At 68.1% G+C, this 23235-nt stretch carries 22 protein-coding genes; 4 read left to right on the top strand and 18 right to left on the bottom strand.

Annotated features, from left to right (window positions below; translation table 11 throughout):
• Window positions 1–286 precede the first annotated feature (286 nt).
• A complete protein-coding gene (locus ACTQ49_RS05485; protein ID WP_441826845.1) occupies window positions 287–604 on the bottom strand; it encodes a histone-like nucleoid-structuring protein Lsr2 in 318 nt (105 codons plus the stop codon).
• A gap of 273 nt (window positions 605–877) precedes the next feature.
• On the opposite strand from ACTQ49_RS05485, the gene ACTQ49_RS05490 reads away from it, so the two are divergent.
• Entirely contained in the window at window positions 878–1924 is a 1047-nt protein-coding gene (locus ACTQ49_RS05490; protein ID WP_441826846.1) for an NADH-quinone oxidoreductase subunit D, read from the top strand.
• 137 nt (window positions 1925–2061) lie between these two features.
• On the opposite strand, the gene ACTQ49_RS05495 is transcribed toward ACTQ49_RS05490, so the two are convergent.
• The 10 genes from ACTQ49_RS05495 to dacB form a co-directional block, all read right to left on the bottom strand.
• On the bottom strand, window positions 2062–2652 hold the full coding sequence (locus ACTQ49_RS05495) for a hypothetical protein (protein ID WP_441826847.1): 591 nt from the start codon (window positions 2650–2652) through the stop codon (window positions 2062–2064).
• An 89-nt stretch (window positions 2653–2741) separates the two neighbouring features.
• Window positions 2742–3320, bottom strand: coding sequence for a DUF3180 domain-containing protein (locus tag ACTQ49_RS05500; protein WP_441826848.1), 579 nt, complete (start codon window positions 3318–3320; stop codon window positions 2742–2744).
• Window positions 3317–3868: a 2-amino-4-hydroxy-6-hydroxymethyldihydropteridine diphosphokinase gene (gene folK, locus ACTQ49_RS05505; RefSeq protein WP_441826849.1), complete on the bottom strand. Its 552-nt coding sequence runs from the start codon at window positions 3866–3868 to the stop codon at window positions 3317–3319. Before folK ends, ACTQ49_RS05500 begins: the two co-directional genes overlap by 4 nt.
• Window positions 3865–4227 (bottom strand): dihydroneopterin aldolase, encoded by a 363-nt coding sequence (gene folB, locus ACTQ49_RS05510; RefSeq protein ID WP_441826850.1) that lies wholly within the window; start codon window positions 4225–4227, stop codon window positions 3865–3867. Before folB ends, folK begins: the two co-directional genes overlap by 4 nt.
• Window positions 4228–4428: 201 nt before the next feature.
• Window positions 4429–5244 (bottom strand): dihydropteroate synthase, encoded by an 816-nt coding sequence (folP, locus tag ACTQ49_RS05515; RefSeq protein ID WP_441826851.1) that lies wholly within the window; start codon window positions 5242–5244, stop codon window positions 4429–4431.
• A 72-nt stretch (window positions 5245–5316) separates the two neighbouring features.
• Complete coding sequence (gene folE / locus ACTQ49_RS05520; protein ID WP_441826967.1) at window positions 5317–5901, bottom strand: GTP cyclohydrolase I FolE; 585 nt, start codon at window positions 5899–5901, stop codon at window positions 5317–5319.
• Window positions 5902–6258: 357 nt separating this feature from the next.
• Window positions 6259–8505: an ATP-dependent zinc metalloprotease FtsH gene (ftsH, locus tag ACTQ49_RS05525; protein ID WP_441826852.1), complete on the bottom strand. Its 2247-nt coding sequence runs from the start codon at window positions 8503–8505 to the stop codon at window positions 6259–6261.
• Between the two features lie 267 nt (window positions 8506–8772).
• A complete protein-coding gene (hpt, locus tag ACTQ49_RS05530; RefSeq protein ID WP_441826853.1) occupies window positions 8773–9324 on the bottom strand; it encodes a hypoxanthine phosphoribosyltransferase in 552 nt (183 codons plus the stop codon).
• Between the two features lie 9 nt (window positions 9325–9333).
• Window positions 9334–10287 (bottom strand): tRNA lysidine(34) synthetase TilS, encoded by a 954-nt coding sequence (tilS, locus tag ACTQ49_RS05535; protein ID WP_441826854.1) that lies wholly within the window; start codon window positions 10285–10287, stop codon window positions 9334–9336.
• Between the two features lies 1 nt (window position 10288).
• The gene (gene dacB, locus ACTQ49_RS05540; RefSeq protein ID WP_441826855.1) at window positions 10289–11671 is read right to left on the bottom strand and encodes a D-alanyl-D-alanine carboxypeptidase/D-alanyl-D-alanine endopeptidase; all 1383 of its coding nucleotides are present in this window, start codon (window positions 11669–11671) and stop codon (window positions 10289–10291) included.
• Window positions 11672–11785: 114 nt separating this feature from the next.
• Here dacB and ACTQ49_RS05545 point away from each other — a divergent pair, with 114 nt between their 5' ends.
• A complete protein-coding gene (locus tag ACTQ49_RS05545) occupies window positions 11786–12352 on the top strand; it encodes an inorganic diphosphatase (RefSeq protein ID WP_441826856.1) in 567 nt (188 codons plus the stop codon).
• A gap of 245 nt (window positions 12353–12597) precedes the next feature.
• Here the strand turns inward: ACTQ49_RS05545 and crcB are convergent, their stop codons facing one another.
• Window positions 12598–12966, bottom strand: a complete 369-nt coding sequence (gene crcB, locus ACTQ49_RS05550) for a fluoride efflux transporter CrcB (RefSeq protein WP_441826857.1) — start codon at window positions 12964–12966, stop codon at window positions 12598–12600.
• A 2-nt stretch (window positions 12967–12968) separates the two neighbouring features.
• Entirely contained in the window at window positions 12969–13412 is a 444-nt protein-coding gene (locus ACTQ49_RS05555; RefSeq protein ID WP_441826858.1) for a fluoride efflux transporter FluC, read from the bottom strand.
• Window positions 13413–13603: 191 nt separating this feature from the next.
• Here ACTQ49_RS05555 and ACTQ49_RS05560 point away from each other — a divergent pair, with 191 nt between their 5' ends.
• Window positions 13604–14620, top strand: coding sequence for a TRM11 family SAM-dependent methyltransferase (locus ACTQ49_RS05560; protein WP_441826968.1), 1017 nt, complete (start codon window positions 13604–13606; stop codon window positions 14618–14620).
• Window positions 14617–15108, top strand: coding sequence for a SixA phosphatase family protein (locus tag ACTQ49_RS05565; protein WP_441826859.1), 492 nt, complete (start codon window positions 14617–14619; stop codon window positions 15106–15108). Before ACTQ49_RS05560 ends, ACTQ49_RS05565 begins: the two co-directional genes overlap by 4 nt.
• Window positions 15109–15144: 36 nt before the next feature.
• On the opposite strand, the gene ACTQ49_RS05570 is transcribed toward ACTQ49_RS05565, so the two are convergent.
• The 5 genes from ACTQ49_RS05570 to ACTQ49_RS05590 are packed head-to-tail and all read right to left on the bottom strand — an operon-like array spanning window position 15145 to window position 22833.
• Window positions 15145–17388, bottom strand: a complete 2244-nt coding sequence (locus ACTQ49_RS05570; protein ID WP_441826860.1) for a hypothetical protein — start codon at window positions 17386–17388, stop codon at window positions 15145–15147.
• The gene (locus ACTQ49_RS05575) at window positions 17381–19213 is read right to left on the bottom strand and encodes an ABC transporter ATP-binding protein (RefSeq protein WP_441826861.1); all 1833 of its coding nucleotides are present in this window, start codon (window positions 19211–19213) and stop codon (window positions 17381–17383) included. Before ACTQ49_RS05575 ends, ACTQ49_RS05570 begins: the two co-directional genes overlap by 8 nt.
• Entirely contained in the window at window positions 19210–20403 is a 1194-nt protein-coding gene (locus tag ACTQ49_RS05580; RefSeq protein ID WP_441826862.1) for a glycosyltransferase family 4 protein, read from the bottom strand. The genes ACTQ49_RS05575 and ACTQ49_RS05580 overlap by 4 nt, the downstream gene beginning before the upstream one ends.
• Window positions 20400–21644, bottom strand: a complete 1245-nt coding sequence (locus ACTQ49_RS05585; RefSeq protein WP_441826863.1) for a glycosyltransferase — start codon at window positions 21642–21644, stop codon at window positions 20400–20402. The genes ACTQ49_RS05580 and ACTQ49_RS05585 overlap by 4 nt, the downstream gene beginning before the upstream one ends.
• Window positions 21634–22833, bottom strand: a complete 1200-nt coding sequence (locus ACTQ49_RS05590; protein ID WP_441826864.1) for a glycosyltransferase family protein — start codon at window positions 22831–22833, stop codon at window positions 21634–21636. The genes ACTQ49_RS05585 and ACTQ49_RS05590 overlap by 11 nt, the downstream gene beginning before the upstream one ends.
• Between the last annotated feature and the right edge of the window lie 402 nt (window positions 22834–23235).

Here is a 23235-nt window from a genome sequence, read left to right on the forward strand (position 1 = left end):
CGCAACGACATGCGGGAAACTGTCACACCCACATGCCAGAATCAAGAACACGAGACCAGCAACGACGCTGAACCGTCAATCCATCAGCCCTCATGAAAGATCGAGGCTAGTAACCCCCACGGACAGTCCTGTGTTCCCGACGGGAGCCACCAGTTCGCTGGTGGCCAAATGCCCGCCGCCGACCGTACCCGGACGCGACCGGAGGGGCCGGGCACGGCCCGACCCCTCCCCGGTGCCCCGAACCTGGTCTGGATGGGTCACCGCAATCCTGCGTTGGTGGAATGCCTCAGGAATTGGCCTTCTCGTAGGCTTCCCGAATCTCGGCCGGAACCCGACCCCGAGCGCTCACCTGCATTCCCCGCTCCAGCGCCCAGGCGCGAATGTCATTCGCCGCCGAACCCTTGGGCTTCTTGCCTGCAGAACGACGGCCACCCACGCGGCGGGCATGCCCGGTCCACATGGCCATCTGGTCGCGAAGCTTGCTGGCATTCTCCTCGCTGAGGTCAATCTCATAGCTGACGCCGTCAAGCGCAAAGGAGACGGTCTCAACGGCCTCGGAACCATCAACGTCGTCTTCGAGAACGATGTGCACTCGCTGAGCCATCGCCATTCCTTTCGATTGGTTACACGAGGAATATAGCCTCGATCCACAATCATGCAAACTCGAAAGGCAGGCATTTGATCCTGAATTGACTGCAGCACAATCCACCGGCAATCAGTCGTTCGCTACGATCGAGTGGTGACAGAACTTCTCGACGTGAGCATCGGCACACCGGCCCGGACGTGGACCGATCCATCGAGTACCGATCCATCGGATGCTGGGCAGCGCCACAGAATCCATCTTGACCTTGGCCCAGAGCACCCCTCCCGCGCCGGCATGCTGCTGGCACGCCTGGAATGCGAACAGGGCGGCGTCTCGTCGGCCCGGATCCAGCCCGGCTTCAACCATCGCAGCGCGGAGAAGCTGTTCGAGGTGCGCGACTATCGCCAGGTGCTGATGTTGGCCGATCGCCATGACTGGCAGTCGCCCTTCACCGGGGAGCTGGGCATCGCCTTGACCTGCGAGCACCTGATGGGTTTGGTGCCTCCGGTTCGAGCCACGTGGCTGCGTACCCTGCTGGCCGAGCAGGCCCGCATCGCCAGCCACCTGGCCCACCTGTCCTTCGTGCCCCACCGCCTGGCGGACGACGAGCTGGCCCGCTCCATCCGCGGCCTGCGGGAACAAGGCCGCCAGCTCGTCCTGCACATCAGCGGCAACCGCGTTCATCCGATGCTCAATCGCCTCGGCGGCCTTTCCGTCGACGCCACCCGCCACTCAATTGAACGGTTGAGCGACTGGGCACAGGAATGTGCAGATTGCATGGAAACGCTGGCCGCTCGGCTGACCAGCGCCAGCCTCGGTGCCGGAATTGCCTTCCTTCGCGAGGATCAAATCAATGCCTTCGGCCTGTCCGGCCCCGTGGCACGAGCCAGTGGACTCGAACGAGATCTGCGGATCATTTCCCCATACCTCGCCTATGAGGAGCTTTCGGCTGAACTCATGACCACGGATGTCCCGGATTCTCGTTCAGGGGATGCGCTGGCACGATTCCTCCAGCTGGCACTGGAAATCATCCAGAGTCATGCCATCATCCAGCACTGCGCGGACACTCTCGCCGAGCTTTCCGGCCCGGTCGACACCCCGCTGTCCAAGATCATCAAACTGCCCGAGTCAGAGGCCTTTCTGTCCATCCAGGCCCCTTGGGGAATGGCGGGCTTCCTCGTCGTCTCCCGAGCCGAGCGGACACCCTGGCGCCTCAAGCTGCGCACTCCCAGCTTCGCCAATGTCCAGGCGCTGGAGGCAGCCCTGATTGGCTGCCCCACGGACTGTCTGGACATCGCCTTCGCCTCTCTCGGCTGGACCGCGGGAGATCTGGACAAGTAGCCGCAGCCCAGCAGCCCCACGAAAGCCCCATCCCAGGGCAGGTCCCCGAATGACAGCGATCCGCCACCCCGAAGGGTGGCGGATCGTGTGCTGCTCGGGTTCACGGAGCTGGCCGCTCCGGAGAGCCGGAATCCCTGTCAGGCCCGGCGGCGCTCCTGCTGGGTCGGGTAGACCAGCGGCAGGCCGGTGACGTCGACGCGGTTGGTGCGGGTGGCGACGCCGCGACGAGGAAGGCTCATCACCTGCTGGGCGAGCTCCATCTCGTCGGTGGCCGAGGCGAGCTCCTTCTCCAAGTCGCTCACGATCTTGTTCAAGGCTGCGATCCGGGTCTGCTTGGCCTCGGCATCCAGGCTGACCGCGGCCACGTCGCTGCGCAGGCCAGCGATCTCGGCCTTGTGACCGGCAATCTCCGCGCGGTAGGCCTCCTGGCGCTCGTTGAAGCGGGCGATCGCATTCATCATCTCGGTGTGGTGTGCGGTGGCCGCCACACGGGCCTGGTCACGCAAGGCCTTGACCTCCGCCATGTGCTCGGCGACCATCCGGTCCATCTGCCGCCACGTAAGCAGGACCGACGCGAAGGCGGTCAGCAGCGCCACGCCGAGACCCACGCGCACCAGCCACACCGGGCCCACGCTGCAGGCGAGGGCGAGAACGGTGCCGACACACAGGATCGCGAGGGTCGAGGAGCGGGAATTGGACGACTTACGAGCATTGTTCATGGCAGCCACGGGGAAAGTTTAGGCGTACCTGCAGGCCCTCCGGCCACCTCGTCCGGCGAGTCGCACCAAATGGTTGGCATAATTTCAGAATTCTCGACTCAATGGTCGAGTTGCCCCTCGTCAGGAGCCACTGGGCCGGCCTTCCGGGAGCCGGCGTCCGGGGCACCCGGATCAGGGTCGTCGGGGTCCACGTCATCCCCGGGCACCAGGCAGGCGCGCTCCAGCCGATGGCCCGCCCAGCCGAAGATCGCGCTGGCCGCGATGGTCCACAGACCCCGCACCACGCGCATCCGCGGCGCCGGGATCTCCCAGCTGCCCAGATTGGCCAACACATAGACCAGGTGACCGCCCGCCATGATGGCGCCGGTCATCAACATCGTCTTGCCCAGCACCAGCGCGCGAACCCCCGCCTCCGGGCTGATGTCCGCACGCGTGCGCTCCACCTGACGACGCAGGACCTCGGCATAGGCCAGAGCAGCGATCCCCAGCGCACCGAGCACCAGCGGCAGGCTCCAGGGCACCACCGGCACGGCATTGCCCAGGGCCTGGATGGTGCCGACCACGAACCAGCCGACCACCATGCCAGCCAGCACCGACGTGGTGATCTGGCGATTGGTGGTCGGCTGGAGGTCGCCGGGCTGCGGGTCTTCGGGGCCCGACGGGAAAGCACTGCTCACGGGAGTTCGACGACCTCGTCGCTCTTGGTGACACCGGAGACGTCGATGGTCTTCACCAGCTCGTCCAGACGGCCGTGGCCCGCAAGCTCGCCGTCGGGATCGATCTCCAACCACGGCACCACGACGAAGGCGCGCTCGTGGGCGCGCGGGTGCGGCAGCTTGAGCTCGTCGGTGTCCAGGGTTCGACGGCCGAACATCACCAGGTCGATGTCGATGGTGCGGGGACCGCCAGGGATGTCACGGGTCCTGCCGAGACCGGCCTCGATGGCGTGGGCACGCTCCAGGAGGATGGTGGGCTCCAGCACCGTCTCGGCAACGAGCACCATGTTCATGAAGTCGGGCTGGTCCTGGACGGCACCCACCGGCTTGGTCACGTAGACGCTCGACAGGTCCACCGGAATGAGGTCCGGCGTGTCGGCCAGGGCGCTCACCGCGCTCTGCAGCAGGTCGACGCTGTTGCCCTGGTTGGAGCCCAGGCTGAAGACGACCTTCGAGATCGGCTTGAGGTTGCCGAGGGTGTCCACGTCGGGGACGAAGGGATTGCTCATGGTTTGCTCCTGGTGATCGTCACCGAGACATCGGTGAAGGTGAGGCCCATCGGGGCATCGGGCTTGTGCACACAGACCTCGGCGACTCGAACGAGAGGTTCGGCGAGGCACCGGGCGGCAATCCGCCCGGCCAGCGTCTCGATCAGGTCCACCGGCTCGCCGGTGATGATCTCGACCACGTCCCGGGAGATCACCGAGTAGTCCACGGTGTCTGCCAGGTCATCGCTGGATGTCTGCGCATGCAGTCCGAGTCGCAGGTCCACGACGAACTGCTGTCCGTCGCGACGCTCGTCGGGGTAGACCCCATGGAAGCCAACCGCGGCAAGACCCCGGACACTGATCCAGTCCAGGTCATGCATCCTGCCTCCAAGGGGATGGGGTTCACGAACACCACCGACACTACCGGAGCCGCATCCCCGAACCCCACACGATCCCACGGGAATGGACGAAGCAGCAGCCCTCGTAGCGCCACAAGCCCTTGTGTGCAAGCCCTTGTGTGCAAGCCCCTGTGTGCAAGCCCTGTGTGCAAGCCCTTGTGTGCAGGACGGCTCCAACCCGCCTCAGGCTTCCGGGACCGACTCCGCGAGCTTCTCGTAGACCCTCGTCACGTCGACATTGGCGGCCACCTCGTGCGTCCTGACGGCCCAGACCCCCTGCTGCGCGCACAAGGCGGTGACCGCCTGGGTGGCGGCATCGCGCTCCAGTGGTGGACGGCCGGACAGCAGGTCGCCCAGGAAGCGCTTGCGGCTCACGCCCACCAGCTGTCGGTAGCCCAGCTCCTCCACCCGGTCCAGATGCCGCAACAGCTGCCAGTTCTGCTCGACGGTCTTGGAGAAGCCCAGCCCCACGTCGCTGATGATCCGCTCGGGAGCGATCCCACCGGCGATGCACGCGTCGATGCGCTCGACGAGTTCGGCCAGCACATCGGTCACGACATCCTGGTAGGCCGCATTGGTGTCACCGGTGCCCAGATAGCCACGCCAGTGCATGCACACGTAGTCCACGTCCAGTCCGGCGACGGTGCGCACCATGTCCTGGTCGGCCAGACCACCCGAGACGTCATTGATGATCCGAGCCCCGGCCAGCGCACTCTGACGGGCCACCTCGGCGCGCATCGTGTCGACACTGACCCACGCGCCCTCGGCCGCGAGTTCCTCCACGACGGGCAGGACGCGGGCCATCTCCTCCTCAAGGGTGGGCCGAACGGCTCCGGGGCGGGTGGACTCGCCGCCGATGTCCAACAGGTCGGCGCCCTGGGCCAGCAGTTCCCGTCCGTGGGCGATTGCAGCCTCCGGCGTGTCCCAGTGCCCGCCGTCGCTGAAGGAGTCAGGCGTGACGTTGACGATCCCCATCACCAGGGTGCGGCGGGGGCTCATCGCTGTCCCCCCATGATGAGGCTCATCGCTGTCCCCCATGATGAGGCTCATCGCTGTCCCCCATGATGAGGCTCATCGCTGTCCCCCCATGATGAGGCTCATCGCCTCGGCCCGGGTCGCGGGCTCCCGCAGGAAACCACGCACGGCGCTCGTCACGGTCTTGGCACCCGGCTTGCGGACACCCCGCATCGTCATACACAGGTGCTCGCACTCGATCACCACGATCACTCCCCGGGCGTGCAGGTGCTCGACCACGGCATCGGCGATCTGGGTGGTGAGGCGCTCCTGCACCTGCGGACGCTTGGCATAGAGGTCCACCAGTCGTGCCAACTTGCTCAGACCAGTGACCCGGCCGTCCTTGGCCGGGATGTAGCCGACGTGTGCCACTCCGGTGAAGGGCACCAGGTGGTGCTCGCACATGCTCCACAGCTCGATGTCCTTCACCAGGACCATCTCGTCGTGGCTGACGTCGAAGGTGGTGGCCAACAGGTCTGCCGGGTCCTGCCCCAGCCCCGCGAAGATCTCTGCATAGCTGCGCGCCACTCGGGCAGGCGTCTCCTGCAGCCCCTCGCGATCCGGGTCCTCGCCGATGGCGAAGAGGATCTCGCGGACGGCGGCCTCGATCCGCGGCTGGTCCACCTGCTCGGTCCGGACCACCTGGCCGGTCCTCGCAGATGCGCCGGGGGCGTCTGGTGTCTGGGTCACCCGGACATCCTAGGGCGCGGCAGCTGTGCTCGCTGGTCAGCCAGACGGACCCGCCGTGCCCCGTCACCCGAGCGACGGTGGTGTCGCCGTCACCGTCGCAGGTGAGGCATCGGGCCCCTCACCGCCAGAAACAGATGCATATGCGGTGACCAGTGCAGCATGTGCACTGGTCACCGCATATGCATCTGTTTCTGGCGGGGCCGGGCGGCGCCAGGGCCCGGCCCCACCCATATCGCGCCCCCGCCGTCCGTGAGATGCAGGACAGCGCGCCCCAAACGGGACGCGCTGTTCAGCTTGCTGGCAACGGGCTCACTGCGGAGGCCGGCTCCACGGGCTGGCGCCCGAGCCACCGGACGGCGGCTGCGGATCATTGCCGGGCAGGCCAGGCGTGGTGTCCGGACCGGCCTGCGGTGGCTGGCTCGGCCACTGGTCGGGCTGGGCGCTCCACGGGTCGTTCACGGGCGGCTCGGGAGGCTGACCGGGAGTGGCCCACGGCTCGGCTGCAGGCGGAGTCGGGTGTCCGGGGCCAGCCGGCGGTGCCCAGTCACCGGGTGCCTGCCAACCACCCGGGGCTTCCACCGGACCGGTATTGCCGGGAGGCAATGGCGTGCCGCCGGCCGGCAGCTCGTCCTTCTTGGGGCGGGGCGGCATCGGCACCGGCGGGAGGTCCGACGGGATGCGCTGGTCCGAACCGGTCCACGCACCGCGCTCGGGACGACGCCGCAGCGGCTCGAAGATCTTGGCCACCTGTGCCTTGTCCAAGGTCTCGTGCTGGAGCAACTGGCGCACCAGCTCGTCGAGCACGTCGCGGTTGTCCTTGAGGCAGTCAAAGGCCTCCTGATGGGCAGTCATCAGGAGCTTGCTGACCTCCTCGTCGACGATCGCGGCGGTGATGTCCGAGTAGCCACGGCTCGGCTGGGCGCCGCTCATGCCCAGGAAGGGCTCCGTGTCACCGCCGCCCAGCTGCACGGCTCCCAGACGCTCGGTCATGCCGTACTGCGTGACCATGGCGCGAGCCACCTTGGTGGCCTTCTCGATGTCATTGCTGGCACCGGTCGACGGGTCGTGGAAGATCAGCTCCTCAGCTGCACGGCCACCCAGCATGTAGGCCATCTGGTCCAGCAGCTGGCCGCGGGTCTGCGAGTACTTGTCCTCGTCCGGCATGACCATGGTGTAGCCCAGGGCCCGGCCGCGCGGCAGGATCGTGATCTTCTGCACCGGATCGGTACCGGGCATGGCCGCGGCCACCAGCGCGTGGCCACCCTCGTGGTAGGCGGTGACCAGCAGCTCGTGGTCATCCATCAAGCGGGTCTTCTTCTGCGGACCGGCAATCACGCGGTCGATGGCCTCGCTCAGCTCGTCGTTGCCGATCACCGGCAGGTTCAGCCGGGCCGTGAGGAGGGCTGCCTCGTTCAGGACATTGGCCAGATCGGCGCCGGTGAAGCCCGGGGTACGACGGGCAATGGAGTCCAGGTCCACGTCGGCAGCCATCGGCTTGCCCTCGGCGTGGACTCGCAGGATCTGGGCGCGACCCTTGAGGTCTGGGGCCTCGACGGGGATCTGGCGGTCGAATCGACCGGGGCGCAGCAGAGCCGGGTCCAGCACGTCGGGACGGTTGGTCGCGGCGATCAGGATGACATTGGTGGTGGCGTCGAAGCCATCCATCTCCACCAGCAGCTGGTTCAGGGTCTGCTCGCGCTCGTCGTGCCCGCCGCCCATGCCGGCACCACGGTGACGGCCGACGGCATCGATCTCGTCGATGAAGATGATCGCGGGACTGGCTTCCTTGGCCTGGTCGAAGAGATCGCGCACGCGGCTGGCGCCCACGCCCACGAACATCTCGACGAAGTCCGAACCGGAGATGGAGAAGAAGGGAACGCCGGCCTCACCGGCAACGGCGCGGGCCAGCAGCGTCTTGCCGGTGCCGGGCGGGCCGTACAGCAGCACACCCCTGGGGATCTTGGCACCGACGCGCTGGAACTTGGCGGGCTCGGCGAGGAATTCGCGGATCTCCTGCAATTCCTCGATCGCCTCGGCGCAGCCGGCGACGTCGGCGAAGGTGTTCTTCGGGGTGTCCTTGCTGGCCACCTTGGCCTTGCTCTTGCCGAAGCCCATCACGCCACGGGCTCCGCCGCCGCCCTGCACCATGTTCATCACGAAGAAGAAGAGCAGGATCATCAGCAGGAAGGGCAGGCCCGTGTAGAGCAGGCTGCTCAGCACGCCCGGGCGCGGGTTCTCGCCGCGCCATTCCTCCAGCGTGTTGGCCTGGAGACGCTTGTCCAGCAGCTCGACGATGTCGTCGTTCTGGCTCGCGGTCCAGGTGGACAGGTAGGTGCGTGAGTCATCCTTCATGACGATCTTGATCGACTGGTCACCGTCATTGACGACCACCTGCCGGATCGGCTCTGACCCTTGCAGGACGGAGATCGCCTTGCTGGTGGGCACCTTCTCACTGCCTGAGGCAGAGTTGACCAGCTGCACGGCACCGAGCACGAAGAGGATGACGAGGAAGATCCACAACCAAGGGTTGCGGGTCGCCTTCTGGAATTTGTTCATTGACTACCTGACGATGGGACGACGGAGCATCTGGCACCCTACCAGCGGCGGCCAAGGCTATCCCGGTTCCGGCGGAAGCGATCGGGGTCAAGCGACGGTGCCCACCACCTGCCGCAAGTGCAGCCCCGCACCAGCCCGTACAGAAGCAGATGCATTTCGGGGGGTCCAACGCACATGTTGCGTTGGCCCCCCCGAAATGCATCTGTTTCTGGCGCCAAATGGGCGGCGGCTGTTCGCGCGCCGCGCGGGCAGTCGGCCGGCCCCGTCTCAGCTGTAGACGTGCGGGGCCAGCGTCGCGACGTCGCGCAGGTTGCGGTACTTGCCGGCGTAGTCCAGGCCGTAGCCGACCACGAACTCATTGGGGATGTCGAAGCCCACGTACTTCACGTCCACCGGTGCTGTCATCGCCTCGGGCTTGCGGAACATGGCAGCCACCTCGATGCTGGCGGGCTCTCGGCTCTTCAGGTTCTGCACCAGGTAGCTGAGGGTCAGGCCCGTGTCGACGATGTCCTCGACGATCAGGACGTGCTTTCCGCTGATGTCGGTGGTCAGGTCCTTGAGGATGCGCACCACACCGGAGCTCTTGGTGCCGGAGCCATAGGAGGAGATGGCCATCCAGTCCATGGTGCAGTGGCTGTCCATGGCACGGGACAGGTCGCTCATCACCATGATGGCGCCGTTGAGCACGCCGACGAGCAGGACGTCGCGGCCCTCGTAGTCGGCGTCGATCTGCTTGGCCATCTCGTTGATTCGCTGCTGCACCTGGTCTTCGGTGAAGAGCACTCGGGTCAGGTCGTCGGAAATCTGGGCTGCGTCCACCCGGCCAGCCTATCCAGCTCGCGGGTGGTCAACCACCAGCCACCCGGACACTCGTCGAACCCGAATGCCGCCGGGCAGGTCCACGCCAGCCTGACCATGCCACTTCTCCACCAACCGCAGGACACTGCGGACATGCTCATGACTGGGTGATTCGACGCCAATCCGCTGCAGCCAGCGGTGCAGCACCCGGCCTCTCAGGGCGGGATGGAGGTGCAGCAGGCCCACCGCATCCAACTCGTCGCCGCGCTGCACATCGCGGATCGAATCCAGGGAGAGCCGGTCCAGCAGGTCATGGTCCACCCGCAGCAGGTCAGCGGTGCGCCCCAGCGCCTGCACGGTTCCCGGCCCCAACACGGATTCCAGGGTCGGCATCAGCTCGCGCCTGACGCGCACCCGCAGGAAGCGTGGATCCTCGTTCATCGGGTCATCCCACACCGGGATCCCCCAGTCCTGACAGGCCTGTGTGGTGGTCGCGCGACGCAAGCCCAGCAAGGGTCTGATGAAGGGCCCCCGTCGGGGCACCATGCCGCTCAGCGAGGTGGGACCGGAGCCGCGCGCCAGACCCAGCAGCACCGTTTCCGCCTGGTCATCCAGGGTGTGCGCCAGCATCACGGGTCTGCAGCCGTCGCCGGCCAGCGCAAGCAGCCGCGCCCCACGGGCTGCCGCCTCGATGCCCTGCCCGTCGTTGTGCACGAGGACCGTCTCGATGCGCCCCTGCAGGCCAAGCGCCTGAACCCGGCCGAGAACCTGCCGCGCGAGTGCGTCGGAGCCCTCCTGGAGGCCGTGGTCCACGATCACGGCCTCGATCCGTTCGGCCGCGAGGAGGCCCAGCGTCGCCGCCAGGGCCATCGAGTCGACGCCACCCGAGACACCCACCTTGATCGGGCCGGCGATCTCGTCGAGCCAGGGCTGGACGGCCTGCACCAGCGCCAGCTGGTCGTGGGTCAGCGCGCGGCGGGCCATGTCAGCACTCGCAGGTGGTGATCGTGGTGCTCATCCGGTCGAGCCAACTGCGCACATCCCACTCCTTGGGGGCACCATTGGAGGCCAGCGCGAAGACGACGGGCGCGCCCGTGCGGGTGCGGGTGTGGCCCGCCAGGCTGGACACCTTGCTCAGCGTCCCGGTCTTTGCGTTCACGATCCCCCGCCCTGCCTCGGATTCCGGCGTGTAGAAGCGCATCGTCAGGGTACCGGTCACACCGGCCACCGGCATGCCCTCCAGCAGGGGCGAGAGCTTGGGGGTGGTGGCCGCGTGCTGGAGGACGCCGGCCAACAGGGCGGTGGAGGCGGCATTGCTGCGGCTCAGCCCGGAGCCGTCGGCGATCCGCGGCGACGGGCTGCCCGGGTCCATGCCGAGAACGGTGGCGCTGACGCCCTTGGCCCCACCCGCGAAGCTGCCGCCATGACCGGTGGCCACCCCCACCTGCCGCAGGAGCACCTCGGCGGCGGAATTGTCGGAGTGCACGAGCGTCTCCTGCACCAGCGAGGCGACGGGCAGCGACTCAATGTGTGCCACCTGGCGGGCGCCCTTCTGGGCCACCACACGGGAGGGGGCCCCTGCGACCGTGATCCCATTGGCCTTGAGCTGGGCGGCGAAGACGGTGGCGGCCGTCTGGGCGGGGGTCCTGCTGGGCGCCCCCTCCTTGCTGGGGCGTCCCTTGTCGATCCACAGCGCCGAGACGGTGGTGACCTGGTCGTGGTAGTCGTCCGGCCAGCTCGGGTGCCAGGCCGGGCCGGTGAACAGGCTGTCGTCGAAGCCGAGCCGCACGGAGGTGGTGCCCTGTTTCTTGAGCTCCGCCGCGGTGCGCGCCGCGAGCACGTCGGTGCTGGCGACGAAGGGATAGGTCTTGCTTGGCGTGGAGGCCAGGAGCGGGTCTCCCCCACCCACGAGGACGATGGTTCCGGCGGCGGGCTCGACGACGCGGGTGCGGAAGGTGGTGCGGGCACCCAGTGTCTCCAGCGCCGCGGCACTGGTCAGGATCTTCATGGTGGAGGCGGGAACCAGGTTGGCCGTCTGCCTGCTCTGCCACAGCACCTCACCGGTACGGGCGTCGAGCGCGATCCCGCTGGTGGTGCCCATCCCGTCGGTGGGCACCGCGGACAGTGCCGTGGCCAAGGTCTGCTTGTTGACCGTGGGGGCGCTGGGCAGGGCCGATGCGGCGGTGATGACACCGGTTCCGTGACCATTCGGTCCGCCCTGGTCGCCCGGATCGTCGAAGAATGTGGGCGAGATGGTTGGCGAGCCCCCGTCCACCCACAGACCCGACGCATAGAGCGCGGGCCGCCAGAAGACAGCACCCGCAATGGTCAGCAGTGCGACGGCAGCGGCCAGGGCCACCATGCCCATGGGACCGAATCCGTTTCGCCGATCAGCACGTCCTCCCACGAGGCTCCCAGTCCTGTCTTGTTGACGGTATCCTTCGGAATAGTTCAGGTGCCCCAATCATAGAGAGAGCTCAACGTGTCAGATGAATTCGTGAAGCCGACCCTCACCAGCTTGTCCCCTGGCGTGACCTTCGATGTCACCATCGAGATCCCGAAGGGCACCAAGAACAAGTACGAGATGGATCACAACACGGGTCGCATCCGTCTGGACCGCACCCTGTTCACCTCCACGCAGTACCCCTATGACTACGGCTTCGTCGAGGGCACCCTGGGTGAGGACGGTGACCCGCTGGACGCCATGGTGATCGGCAACGAGCCCACCTTCCCGGGCTGCCTGATCGAGTGCCGCGCGATCGCGATGTTCAAGATGACCGACGAGATGGGCGGCGACGACAAGCTGCTGTGCATCCCCACCGCTGACCTGCGCCGCAACCACCTGCAGGACATCAACGACGTGCCGGAGTACATGCTGCTCGAGATCGAGCACTTCTTCACGGTCTACAAGGACCTGGAGCCGGGCAAGTCGGTTGAGGGTGCCACCTGGACCGGCCGCGCCAATGCCGAGGCCGAGGTCAACGCCTCCTTCGAGCGCGCCAAGGGCACTGCCTACGAGCACCACACCGTCTTCGTCACGCCCCACTGATCACACACCCAACTGATCACACGTCGCGCAGGCGACGGACCAGCAGGCGCTCTCGCACGGACGCGAGGCACCACGACGGTGCTGAAGTGCTGCTGAATCCCGCGGAGGGCCCATCCCGTTGAACTGGGGACCAGTTCATGAGGGACGGGCCCTCCGCGCATTTCCAGCAGATGGATCCCGGGGTGACACGGGAGTGACCTGAACACCCGTCAGGACGAGCGCCCGGCGAACACTGGGTGAATTCCTCAAGGGAACGCGAGCCCTACCTGAAAGCCCACCAGGGCGGCTCCCAGACAGCAGGCAGCCCCGCCGAACAGATGGCCGAGTGCAGCTACCACCCGGCCCTCCCGCGCCAGCTCCACACACTCCAGGCTGGCTGTCGAGAAGGTGGTGAAACCGCCGCAGAAGCCGACGCCCAGGACCAACCGAGCGGTGGGCGCGACGGTTCCGGAGGCCACCCCAGCCACCAGCAGACCCAGCAGTGCAGAGCCGAGCACATTGACCAGCAGGGTCCCCACGGGCCACTCGGTTGGGCGCCGCAGACGAAGCTCCTGGTCGACGAAGAATCGGAGGACGGCTCCCACGCCGCCCGCCAGTGACATCAGCAGGACCATCGTCAGCCACCAGTCCCGCCGGGGGCCACCCTCAGGCCGGCCAGTAGACCCAACCATGCCGCCAGCACCCCACCCAGCAGGCTGACCGTCAGGTAGACCAGCGCCAGCGCCCAGCCAGACGCCTCGACCAGCAGCAGGCTCTCCACGGCAAGGGCGGACATCGTCGTGAAGGAGCCCAGGAAACCGGTCCCCAGCAGGAGCCGGGCGACCCGTCGCGGACCCACGTCGGGCCCGCGACGTCGCAGGGCGGTCAGCAGCAGTCCCAGCAGGAAGGCGCCGGTCAGGTTCACCAGCAGGGTTGCCGTGGGCCAGCCGTCGGTGACGGGAAGCGCCTGCCCCACTCCCCAGCGGGCGAGGCTCCCCGCCATGCCACCCACCAGCACCAGCACCAGACAGGCAGGCTGCCGGTGCAGCGGGCGCTGCTCAGGCGGGCGGTGGAGGGACATGGGATCGGGTTCTTCCTTGCAGGTCGCCGAGCCTCAACCCGTCGCGGCGGGCAGGACGGACAGACGGGCGAAGTGGAAACGGCGTGATGGACATGAGAGTGGACATGGCGTGATGGACAAGGCGTGGACCAGCACGTCAGCGGGGAATCGACGAACCAAGGTGACAGAATGACCCGGTGCCAACCCACCTGATGCTGCTTGCCCCGTCCGCCAACCGAGTCTATGCGGGTGAGTCCACCGAACTCGCCGCGGCCGAGCTGACGATCAGCGCGCCCTTCGTGGCGCAGGTGAATCCCGCGCAGGTGGCCGGCGTCGAATACCTCTCCTTCGAGTCCGACGAACTCGCCGACGAACAGCTGGCGGTACTGGCTCGCCAGTCCGCCGCGCTTGCGCTCTTCCAGCGGGAGGGGGAGCTGCTGCGGCCCGTCGCCCTGCCCGACTGCCTGAACCTCTCCGACGACCTGGTGACCATTCCCAAGTACCCGGGCAAGACGAACGAACAGTTCACCCGGCTGCTGCTGAACGTGACGGTTGCGAGCATCGACACCAATCTGAACCCGAAGGCCGCACAGGGACCGCTGGCCATCCTGGACCCCCTGACCGGGCGAGGGACCACCCTGATGGTGGCGTGGATGCTGGGCCACCACGGCTACGGCGTCGAGGGCGACGCCAAGTCCGTCGAGCAGATGAGCGCCTACCTCAAGACCTGGCTGCGCCGAAAGCGCATCAAACACACGGCCGACATGACCCCCGTGCGCAGGGAGGGCAAGAGCATTGGCCGTCGCTTCGACGCGAAACTGGTCAGCGAGAAGTTGGAGATGACCGTCTTCACCGGCGACACCCGCCAGTCGCAGTACTTGTACGGCAAGAAGAAGTTCGACGCGATCGTCACCGATGCCCCCTACGGCATCGTGCACGGCGCACACCAGAGCAGCGACGTGCGGGGCGTCGCCGGCAAGCGTGACCGGTCCCCCGCCGGACTGCTGGGTGAGGCTCTGCCCATCTGGGCCAGCCAGCTGAAGGCCGGCGGCGCGCTGGGGGTGAGCTGGAATACCTACGGCCTGCCGCGCGAGGAGTTGGCGGCCATGATGGTCTCCAACGGACTCACCCCGTGCGAGGGCCCCGAGTGGCTGCGGTTCGGCCACCGGGTGGACTCGTCGATCCACCGCGACCTGATGGTGGCGGTCAAGCAGGAGGAGAAGCAATGACCCGCACACTGGTTCTGATGCGTCATGCGGCCGCCGAGGGCTGGTCGGCCGATGGGGACAAGGGGCGCGTGCTCAGCGCGGCGGGCCGTGAGGAGGCCCGGATGGCCGGTCTGGAACTGGCCGGCCTGGGCATCCAGCACGTGCTGTGTTCCACGTCGGCCCGCACCCGGGAGACCTTCGAGCAGCTGGGCCTGGACGTGCCGGTGGAGTACATGGACGCGCTGTACAACAGCGGTGACCAGACGATCCTGCAGCGGATCGGCGAGATCGACGACGAGATCACCGGCCTGCTGGTGATCGGGCACGCCCCCGGCATCCCCGGCCTCGCCTCGGAACTGAGCTGGGTGGCCGATGCCAAGGCCGCCGACGACATGCGCTGCTGGTTCCCCACGGGCACCTTCACCCAGTTCACGCTGGAGGGCAGCTGGCAGGACCTGGCCGATGACCAGACGGTGTCGCTGACCCAGATCCGACGCGTCGGCAACTGATTTCGCCGACGGGGCCGGGGAGGACCAGGCCCGGGCTCAGCCCCAGCAGCGCTCCGCCCAGTCAAGCACCAGCGTGCGCCACTGGGGACGGAAGGCGTAGACACCGGCCAACCGGGCCACGGTCGCGAGCTCGGCCCGGCGCCACCGGTCCTCGGTGATGTCCATCGCCCGGGCCACCTGCTGGGCCGCCCTGGTCACAACCAGCGCCGCCTCCTGCCCCCACAAGCCCTGGGCCTCGCGGAGGCTCGCATGTGCCGCCAGATTGGCCAGGTCCAGCTCGGGCGCGGCCAGGCTGACCGTGTCGAAGTCGAGCACTCCCAGACCTTGGCTGGAGTACAGGAGTTGCTTGTCGTGCAGGTCGCGATGGGCGGTGACCAGCCGACGGTCTCCAGCCGCCGCCAGCTCGTCGGCGAGCTCGGCCATCCGCCGCGGCCACGGAGTGTGATCCAGGAGTCCGGTCTGCGCGCAGCGGGTCTGCCAAGTGCGCAGCACACCAGCTTCCGCGGCACAGCCGTGCACCGGCAACGCCCCGTCGACGGGCAGTTGCTGGAGGAGTTGCCACCGCTGGGCCCACTCCTGCCAGATCCCTTCCCAACGGGGGTCGGTGGACAGACCGTGCAGCGGCACTCCCGCCAAGACGGACATGGTGACGGTGTCGTCGCCGTGTGCCAGCACCGACGGGGCGGCCAGACCCACCGCCGCGGCCACGCGGGCGCCGTGCTCGGCGGCGCGAGCCACCCCGGCGCCCTGACCGGCTCGTACCACCTTCACATAGCTGCTCGGCGCTTCCCGGGTGGGGCAGGCCAGCACGGCCCGCTTCCCTGCGCGGTGCACCACCAGTTCGCCCCGGCTCGACGCCGATTCCAGCGCGGGGAGTCGACGATCCGTCCCGGGCGGCAGGAGCCGGGCGCGCCCCGTCGTGTCCAGGCGCGCGGCCCTCAGGGTGCCGGTGGCATCCCGACCTTCGACGGCGATCGTCGGGTGCTCTCGCATCTTGTCCGGCCAGGCGCGCGTGATGGTGACCGCGTCGCCGCATCCCTGCACTCGGTGCGGCACCCGCCAGGATCCTCCCCGGGCATCGTGACGCAGCTCCTGCGCGGCCAACTCCAACAGGCGACTGGTGCGTTCGGACCACTGCGCGTCGCGGGAACGCCAGTACTGGGAGCAGCGCTGCAGCAGGCTGGAAGCGGTCCACGGGGCGAGCCCAGCCAGCGACACCGACAGCTCCTGCTGCACCGTGTCCGCCCACGCCTGCAGCAGCGGGTCGATGTCGTGTTCCAACAGCAGCGCAACGGCCCGCAGGCTCGCCAGGTCCACCTCAACCGGCCCCAGCGCCACCCGGTCCAGGTCGCCCAGATGGACCGACCCGTCCGCCCCGGCCAGGAACTGGTCCAGGGACAGGTCGCCGTGCACCACCACGTCGCGGCTCGCAGGCACCCATCGGGGCAGCGCGGTCCGCAGCTCCTGGGCGCGGGCCCCCAGCCCGGGGGCGACCTCGTGCAGCTGGGCAACCGCTTGGTCCACCGCCAACATCTGTTCCCGCCAGCCTCTGGGCGACCCGTCCAGCACGTCGACGAGCGGACCCACCGGCAGCTCGTGCAGCTGGGCCAGAACGCCCCCGGCTCCTGACAGCTCCGAAACCTGGGGAGCCTGTCCCAGGTCACGGCCCGGCAGCCAGGGCCACCGGGAGAGGTGCACAGCGTCACGGTCGCAGACCTCGACGGGGGCATTCACCGGCACACCCAGGCTCAACAACTGCGTCGCCACCTGAACCGAACGGCTGTGGGAATCGGAGGTCACCCGCCACACCTGGTTGCCGTCGCGCAGCACCAGACGTCGTCCCGGATTGTGGCGCAGGACCTGCAGGCCAGAGACCTCCGGGGCGGTTGACGGACGAATCCTTTCCAGACTCTTCACCAGGGCTGGGTCAGTGAACCAGGGCCCCCACAGCACCGAGGCGTCGAGCTCTCCGAGGATCAGACTGCCCACCTGGGCTGCCCCGGCGCCACGACGTGCGCGGGTCAACAACTTGTCCTGCTTCTCGCGGGATCGCCCCACCAGCACTCGGATCCAGCCCCAGGGCTGCCCGTCGGGGCCCACCAGGGCTGCCTGGTGCCCCACCCTCGCCTTGGGGCGCACGCGCACGGCTCGCACGGGGCGCTGGACCATCCCACGCAGCCGCTGCTCGTCCAGCAGCAGCTGCAGCGTCGGATCGGCCGACATCGATGCGTTGGCCGGTGGGCACAGCGCCAGCTGCGCCCGGTTCTGCGGATCAGTCATGAGCGATCTCCTGCACCTCGCCCGGTTGCTCGTCGTCGAGCACCCGGTCCCACGGAGCGTCCTTCGGCTGCCCCTGCCAGACCACCCGTCCCGCCTCCATCAGCACCAACCGATCAGCCAGCATCGCGGTGTCCCGATCGTGCGTCACCAGCACGCAGGTGCGTCCCCGGGCCAGGGCCGAGATGGCCTGGTTGACCAACACGACATTCTCCGGATCCAGACCGGTGGTGGGCTCGTCGAGGAGCAGCACCGGTGCATTGCGCAGGAAGGCCCGGGCCAGGCTGATCCGCTGTCGCTGGCCGCCCGAAAGACTGCTGCCCCGTTCCGAGACCTCCGTCTGCAGCCCGTCGGGCAGCAGGTCCGTGAACTCGTCGACGCGGGCCAGCCGCACGGCCTGCGCCACCTCCTCGTCGCTGGCGTGGGGACGGCCCTGCCGGATGTTGTCCTCGATGGTGCCGGTGAACAGCGACGCCTCCTGCTGCACCAGCGCCAGCCGGTAGCGCAGCTGCGACAGTGCCACGTCGCGCACGTCGATGCCGTCCAGCTGCACACTGCCCTGGTCGGGATCGATCAACCGCAGCAGGAGCGAAATGGTGGTCGACTTGCCCGAACCGGACGGCCCCACCACCGCGACGGTCTCGCCGGGCTTGACGTTGAGGTCGACGCCGCGCAGCACCGGAATGCCGTCGGTGTAGGACAGGTGCACGTCGTGCAGGGTGATCTCGCCACGCACCCGGGTCAGCGGCACCGGACTGGCTGGTGAGACGATCTCCGGCTCCTGGTCCAGCAGGTCCGCCACCCGCTCCCCCGACGCGCTGGCCCGCGCGATGCGTCCGGTGTACTTGGCCAGATCCCGCAGCGGCTTCATCGACGTCTTCAGGTAGGTGGTGAACAGCACCAGGTCTCCGGGGGTCATGGCACCCTGCATGGTGCGCATGCCACCCAGCCACAGCACGGTCGCCGTGGCCACCCCCACCAGGGCGTCGGTGCGGCGCTCCAGGCCGGCGGCGAGTCGTCGGGCCTTCACACCGTCCTTGAGCGACTTCAGGTTGGAACCGCCGAAGTGCTCGGACCGCTCACGCTCCATGTTGTAGGCCTGCACATGGGTCATCGCCCCCAGGGTCTCCTGGGCGATGTTGGCCAGGTCTCCCTCGCTGCGACGTGTCTTGCGGGCGGCCCGGGTGATCTTGCCGCCGCTGTTGCGCGAGAACAGCCAGAAACAGAGGATCGTCGCCACCACGACGCCGGCCAGGATGGGATCCAGCCACAGCATCACGCCCAGCATCGTGAACAGCGTGACGATGTTGACCACCAGCGGCATTCCGGCGGTCACCGCCACCTCCTGCAGCTTGCCGACGTCGCCCACCAGCCGCTGCACCACATCCCCGGAGCGCCCCTTGGTGTGCTGGGCGCGGGAGAGGGTCTGCACATGGTCGAAGACCCGGGCACGCAGCTGGGTGGCGATCCGGGAGCCGGCCAGCGCCAACGCCACGGTGGCCCCGTAGTTGAACAGGGCGCGCAGCCCCACCAGGGCGACGGTGGCCAGGGCGCACAGCAGCAGAACCCTGGGGGTGGCCACCGGTCCACCCGCGTTGAGGTCTGCACCCAGGCTGCGGCTCACCGCGTCGATCACGAACTTGGTGGGCCACGGTTCCAGCACGCGCATGGCCACCTCGGCCAGCAGCAGCACGGCTGCCAGGACCATCAGGCGCGTCTGGCCACCCAGGTGTGGCTTCACCAAACCCAGGGTGCGCTGGAAGGGCGTCGGCTCCTCCGCAGAACGAGGCGTCCTGACGGAGGTCCGCGGCAGGGCAAGCAGCTTCACAGGCGCCCCTCCAATGGCGCCAGGGTGGCCGCCAGCACGTGCGCCCACGAGTGCTGGCGCTCCATGAGATCCCGCCCCGCGCGGCCCAGCTGCCGGGCGCGCTCCGGCCGGGCGACGAGCGCGTCGATCGCAGCGGCCAGCGCTGCGGGATCCGACGGAGGCACCAGCACCCCGGTCTGCCCGTCGAGCACCACCTGCGGGATCTCACCGATCCGGCTGGCCACCACCGGCAGGCCGGCGGCGCTGTACTCGTAGACCTTCAACGGGGAGAAGTAGTGGTCGTCGGAGGCCGGATAGGGCGCCACGGCAACCAGTGCACCCGCCAGGTGCCCGGGCACGTCCTGTGGTGCCACTGCGCCGACCATCTCCACATCCAGCTGGTGCTCGGCGGCCAGAGCCTCAAGCTGTTCTCGTTGCGGCCCGTCGCCGACGATCCGCAGCCGCCAGGGCTCCCGGGCCAGCGTGGCTGCCGTGAAGAGGTGCTCCGTGCCGTGCCACGGCTTCAGGGTTCCGACGAAGACAACCACGCCCGGGCCCGAGAGATCAGGCTCCACTGCCGTGATGCGGTTGGTGTTGACGCCATTGGGGGTGACGACGACGGCGCCCGGCTCCGCCCCCGCCTCGGCGGCACGATCCCGCACCCACTGGGCGACGGGTTCGCTGACACAGGCCACCACATCCGCGGCGTCCAACTGGCGAGCCAGGGCGGTGTACGTTCCCTGCACGTCGATCAGCTCACGATGGGTGCGCTGCTCGTCGATCAAGGGCGAGTTCACCTCCAGCACGGTGGGCAGGTCTGGCTGCGCGGAACGCACCTGCGCCATCACCTGGCTGAACAGCGAATAGCGCTCGTGGACCAGGTCATGGCCACCGGCCTTGACCAACTCCGCGATCTGCTGCGAGGCCTGCTTCTGACCGGGCTCCCGCTCGGCGCCCTTGCCGCGCACCTTCACCTCGGTGACCTCCAGGTCGGCCAGGTCCGAGGGCACGTCGTCGCCACGTCGGGCGCAGTAGACGTGCACGTGGGCGCCGCGCTCGCGCCAGGCCCGCACCAGTTCCTGGATGTGCACGCTGGCCCCCTTGGTGCCGAAGACCGGGATACCAGGATCGACGCAGACATAGGCGACGCTGGTCACCCTGCCCGCTGGCTGCTGCGGGACCTGCTCGAAGATCTCTTCCGGGGCCATCATGCAAGAACACCTCCAGTGGTGAGGGTGGACAACAGGCGCGCCTGCTTACGGGTGTCGAACTTCTCCTCGACGAGGGCCCGGGCGGCCCGGGCCACCTCCACCCGCGGCCACTGCGGATCGGCCACCTGGCGCAGCGCACCGGCGAGCCGCGACGACAGCCCGGCGGGATCCTTGGAGAGCAGGATTCCCGTGGCCTGCTGGCCATCTCCGGCCGGGTGCAGTGCCTCCGGGATTCCGGTGACGTCGGTGGCCACGCACGGCAGGCCGCTGGCCATCGCCTCCAGGATCACCGTGGGCAGACCGTCGGCATTGTTGTCGGAACCGACGATGCACGGCGCGGCCATCACGTCAGCCCAGGCGATCTCGTCCACCAGCTCGGCCTGGCTGCGCGCGCCGAGCAGGGTGATTACCTGGTCCAGACCGGCCTCGGTGATCTGGGAGCGCAGCTCGTCATGCTTCTCCCCCTCCCCAACGATGCGCGCCTGGACCGGCAGCCCTGTGTCGACGAGTTCACCGATTGCCTCGACGAAGTGGTTGAAGCCCTTCTTCTCCACCAGGCGCCCCACGCCCAGCACGCGCAGCGGATCATGCACCGGGTCCGGATCGACGTAGTTGAAGCGCGGGAGCTCCAGCCCATTGCGCACCAACACCACCTTGCTGGCCAGGGCCGGATCCACCTGCGCCAGCAGAAAGGTTTGGTTGTACTCGCTGATCGCGATCACGTGGCTGGCGCGGTGGAGGACCTCACGCAGCACCTGCGGGTCCACCTCGTCGTGGAAGAGGTCCTTGGCGTGCGTCGTGACGCTGAACGGGATGCCGACCAGTGCGGCGGCCACCGCGGTGCAGCGGGCCGCGATGTTGGCGAAGTGCACGTGGGCGCGGGTGATCCCGTCGGCCTTCCAGCGCAGGGCCAGATCCACGGCCTGGGCCACCTCACTGGGCTCCATCTGCACCAGGAAGGGCATCAGCTCGCCATAGCGAGCCCCGAAATCCGGAAGCTGCTCCTGCCCCCTGCGGATGACATCCCATTCCATGCTCAGCTTGTAGGGGCGTCGGATGTGCGTGACCGGCGCCTGGACCTGGGCGAGCTGCGGGTGGAAGCGGGAGTCCCCGGTGGGTTTGAGGGCATAGATGGCGATGTCCTCCCCGTCGGCCTCCCGGGAAAGGATCTCGGTGACGACGAAGGTCTCCGAGAAGCGCGGATAGACCTTCACCACATAGGCGATGCGTTCAGCTGACAAGGGATTCCTCCTGGTTTCTCCGGCGGGCGACGATGTCCGCTGCCGAGTGGGCAACGGTCTGCAGACCGTCGAGGGCAAGGTGGGTGCGATCCGCGCGGGCGCCCAGGGCCCCGTGCCACCACTGGCTGATGGCGTCGGGCGACAGCTCTTCCTGGCGGAGGACGTCGACGGCCCCCTGCCCGGCGAGTGCCTCGGCGCGGATCAGTTGTTCGGTGCGGGGCCACTCGCGCGGCACGAACAGGGCCGGGGTGGTGGTGGCCAGCACCTCGGTGGCGGTGTTGTAGCCCGCCATCGTGATGGCCGCCTCGGCGTGGTGCAGCGGGCCAGCGACGTCCGGCAGTTGGCGCATCACCAGGGTCCGCTTGCGAGCGGCCTGGACGACCCGCTGGAACTGCTCGTCGGGCATCTGCGGGCCGGTGACCAGCACCTGGCGGTAACCGTGTGGAACCTTGGCCCTGGCGGCTGCCATGCACAGGTCGAATCCGTCGGAACCACCCCCGGTGGTGGTCAGCAGATAGGGCTTCTCCAGGTCGCACTCCAGCTCCTTCGTGGAGCGGCCGATGGCGAGATAGCCCTGGAAACGCACCAGCTCGTGCAGCTCCCGGGGAAGCTCGCCGGTGGCACGCAGGTCATGGACCGCCTGGTCCCCGTAGACCCAGATCTCGTCGTACAGATTGCGGACCTGGCCCGGCGAGACGCGCGTCCACTCCCGGGCAGTGGCCTGTGGGTCGTCGAGCACTTCGCGCAGCCCCAGCACCAGCGCCACCCCGGGGTATTCGCGGCGTAGCGTCTGCAGGGCTGGCAGCAGTTCCCCGTCGATGCCCAGGGCGTGCCGATCGATGATGACCAGGTCAGGCGCGAAGGAGCGCAGTGTGGCCCGGATGATGTCGCTGCGCAGTGAGGTGACGGTGTCCAGGCTCAGGTCGAGTCGACGGGGATCGTAGTCGCGGCCCTGCTTGCAGACTGCCGGCAGGGTGACCACGTCGAAGCCCTCGGGCAGGTTTGCCGGATCACTCTCCGGGACGCCGTTGAGGAGCAGGCCGGTGACTGGGCGTCCGGTCAGCTCGGGCAGCCAGCGGGCGAGTGCCTGGGCCAGAGCCGTGTTCCGGCTGAAGTGCCCCAGCCCTTGTGCGTCGTGTGAGTAGAAGACCACCCGTAGCGGCGCCGGCTCCGCTGCCTCCATCGTCATTCCCCCTGTGCCCCTATGGGCTTGTGTTCCTCTGGGCTGCCATGTTTGGAAACCTTCAGCATCCACCACACAACGAGACAATGACGCCCCCATGAAGGCAGGATTAACGAATCTTCATCTGGACACCCTTGACGTCACCCCCTGCACCTGCTGATGCTGGCTGCGCCGACCGGCAGCTCCTCACCACCCGCCAGCTCCCCACCACCCGACCGCTCCCCACCACCCGACCGCCAGAAACAGATGCATAGGCGGTCTCCAGTGCAGTATGTGCACTGGAGACCGCCTATGCATCTGTTTCTGGCGGGGGTCGAGCGGGAGTCGGGGGTTGGGACTCGGGCCGGTTTGGGACGTGGGGGTCTTTGGGACTCGGGCACATCCGGCCAGCCGCGGAACCGAAACGGC

This window comes from Luteococcus sp. Sow4_B9 (genome assembly GCF_052116585.1).
Classification (GTDB): domain Bacteria; phylum Actinomycetota; class Actinomycetes; order Propionibacteriales; family Propionibacteriaceae; genus Luteococcus.

Coding starts and splice junctions, on each gene's coding strand:
- folP (WP_441826851.1), bottom strand. CDS start 5,244: ATGAGCCCCCGCCGCACCCTGGTGATGGGGATCGTCAACGTCACGCCT.
- ACTQ49_RS05485 (WP_441826845.1), bottom strand. CDS start 604: ATGGCTCAGCGAGTGCACATCGTTCTCGAAGACGACGTTGATGGTTCC.
- ACTQ49_RS05560 (WP_441826968.1), top strand. CDS start 13,604: ATGCTGCTTGCCCCGTCCGCCAACCGAGTCTATGCGGGTGAGTCCACC.
- dacB (WP_441826855.1), bottom strand. CDS start 11,671: ATGGGCATGGTGGCCCTGGCCGCTGCCGTCGCACTGCTGACCATTGCG.
- ACTQ49_RS05580 (WP_441826862.1), bottom strand. CDS start 20,403: ATGATGGCCCCGGAAGAGATCTTCGAGCAGGTCCCGCAGCAGCCAGCG.
- ACTQ49_RS05555 (WP_441826858.1), bottom strand. CDS start 13,412: ATGTCCCTCCACCGCCCGCCTGAGCAGCGCCCGCTGCACCGGCAGCCT.
- ftsH (WP_441826852.1), bottom strand. CDS start 8,505: ATGAACAAATTCCAGAAGGCGACCCGCAACCCTTGGTTGTGGATCTTC.
- ACTQ49_RS05570 (WP_441826860.1), bottom strand. CDS start 17,388: ATGACTGATCCGCAGAACCGGGCGCAGCTGGCGCTGTGCCCACCGGCC.
- folB (WP_441826850.1), bottom strand. CDS start 4,227: ATGCATGACCTGGACTGGATCAGTGTCCGGGGTCTTGCCGCGGTTGGC.
- ACTQ49_RS05565 (WP_441826859.1), top strand. CDS start 14,617: ATGACCCGCACACTGGTTCTGATGCGTCATGCGGCCGCCGAGGGCTGG.
- tilS (WP_441826854.1), bottom strand. CDS start 10,287: ATGGCCCGCCGCGCGCTGACCCACGACCAGCTGGCGCTGGTGCAGGCC.
- folK (WP_441826849.1), bottom strand. CDS start 3,868: ATGAGCAATCCCTTCGTCCCCGACGTGGACACCCTCGGCAACCTCAAG.
- ACTQ49_RS05590 (WP_441826864.1), bottom strand. CDS start 22,833: ATGACGATGGAGGCAGCGGAGCCGGCGCCGCTACGGGTGGTCTTCTAC.
- ACTQ49_RS05490 (WP_441826846.1), top strand. CDS start 878: ATGCTGCTGGCACGCCTGGAATGCGAACAGGGCGGCGTCTCGTCGGCC.
- crcB (WP_441826857.1), bottom strand. CDS start 12,966: ATGGTCCTGCTGATGTCACTGGCGGGCGGCGTGGGAGCCGTCCTCCGA.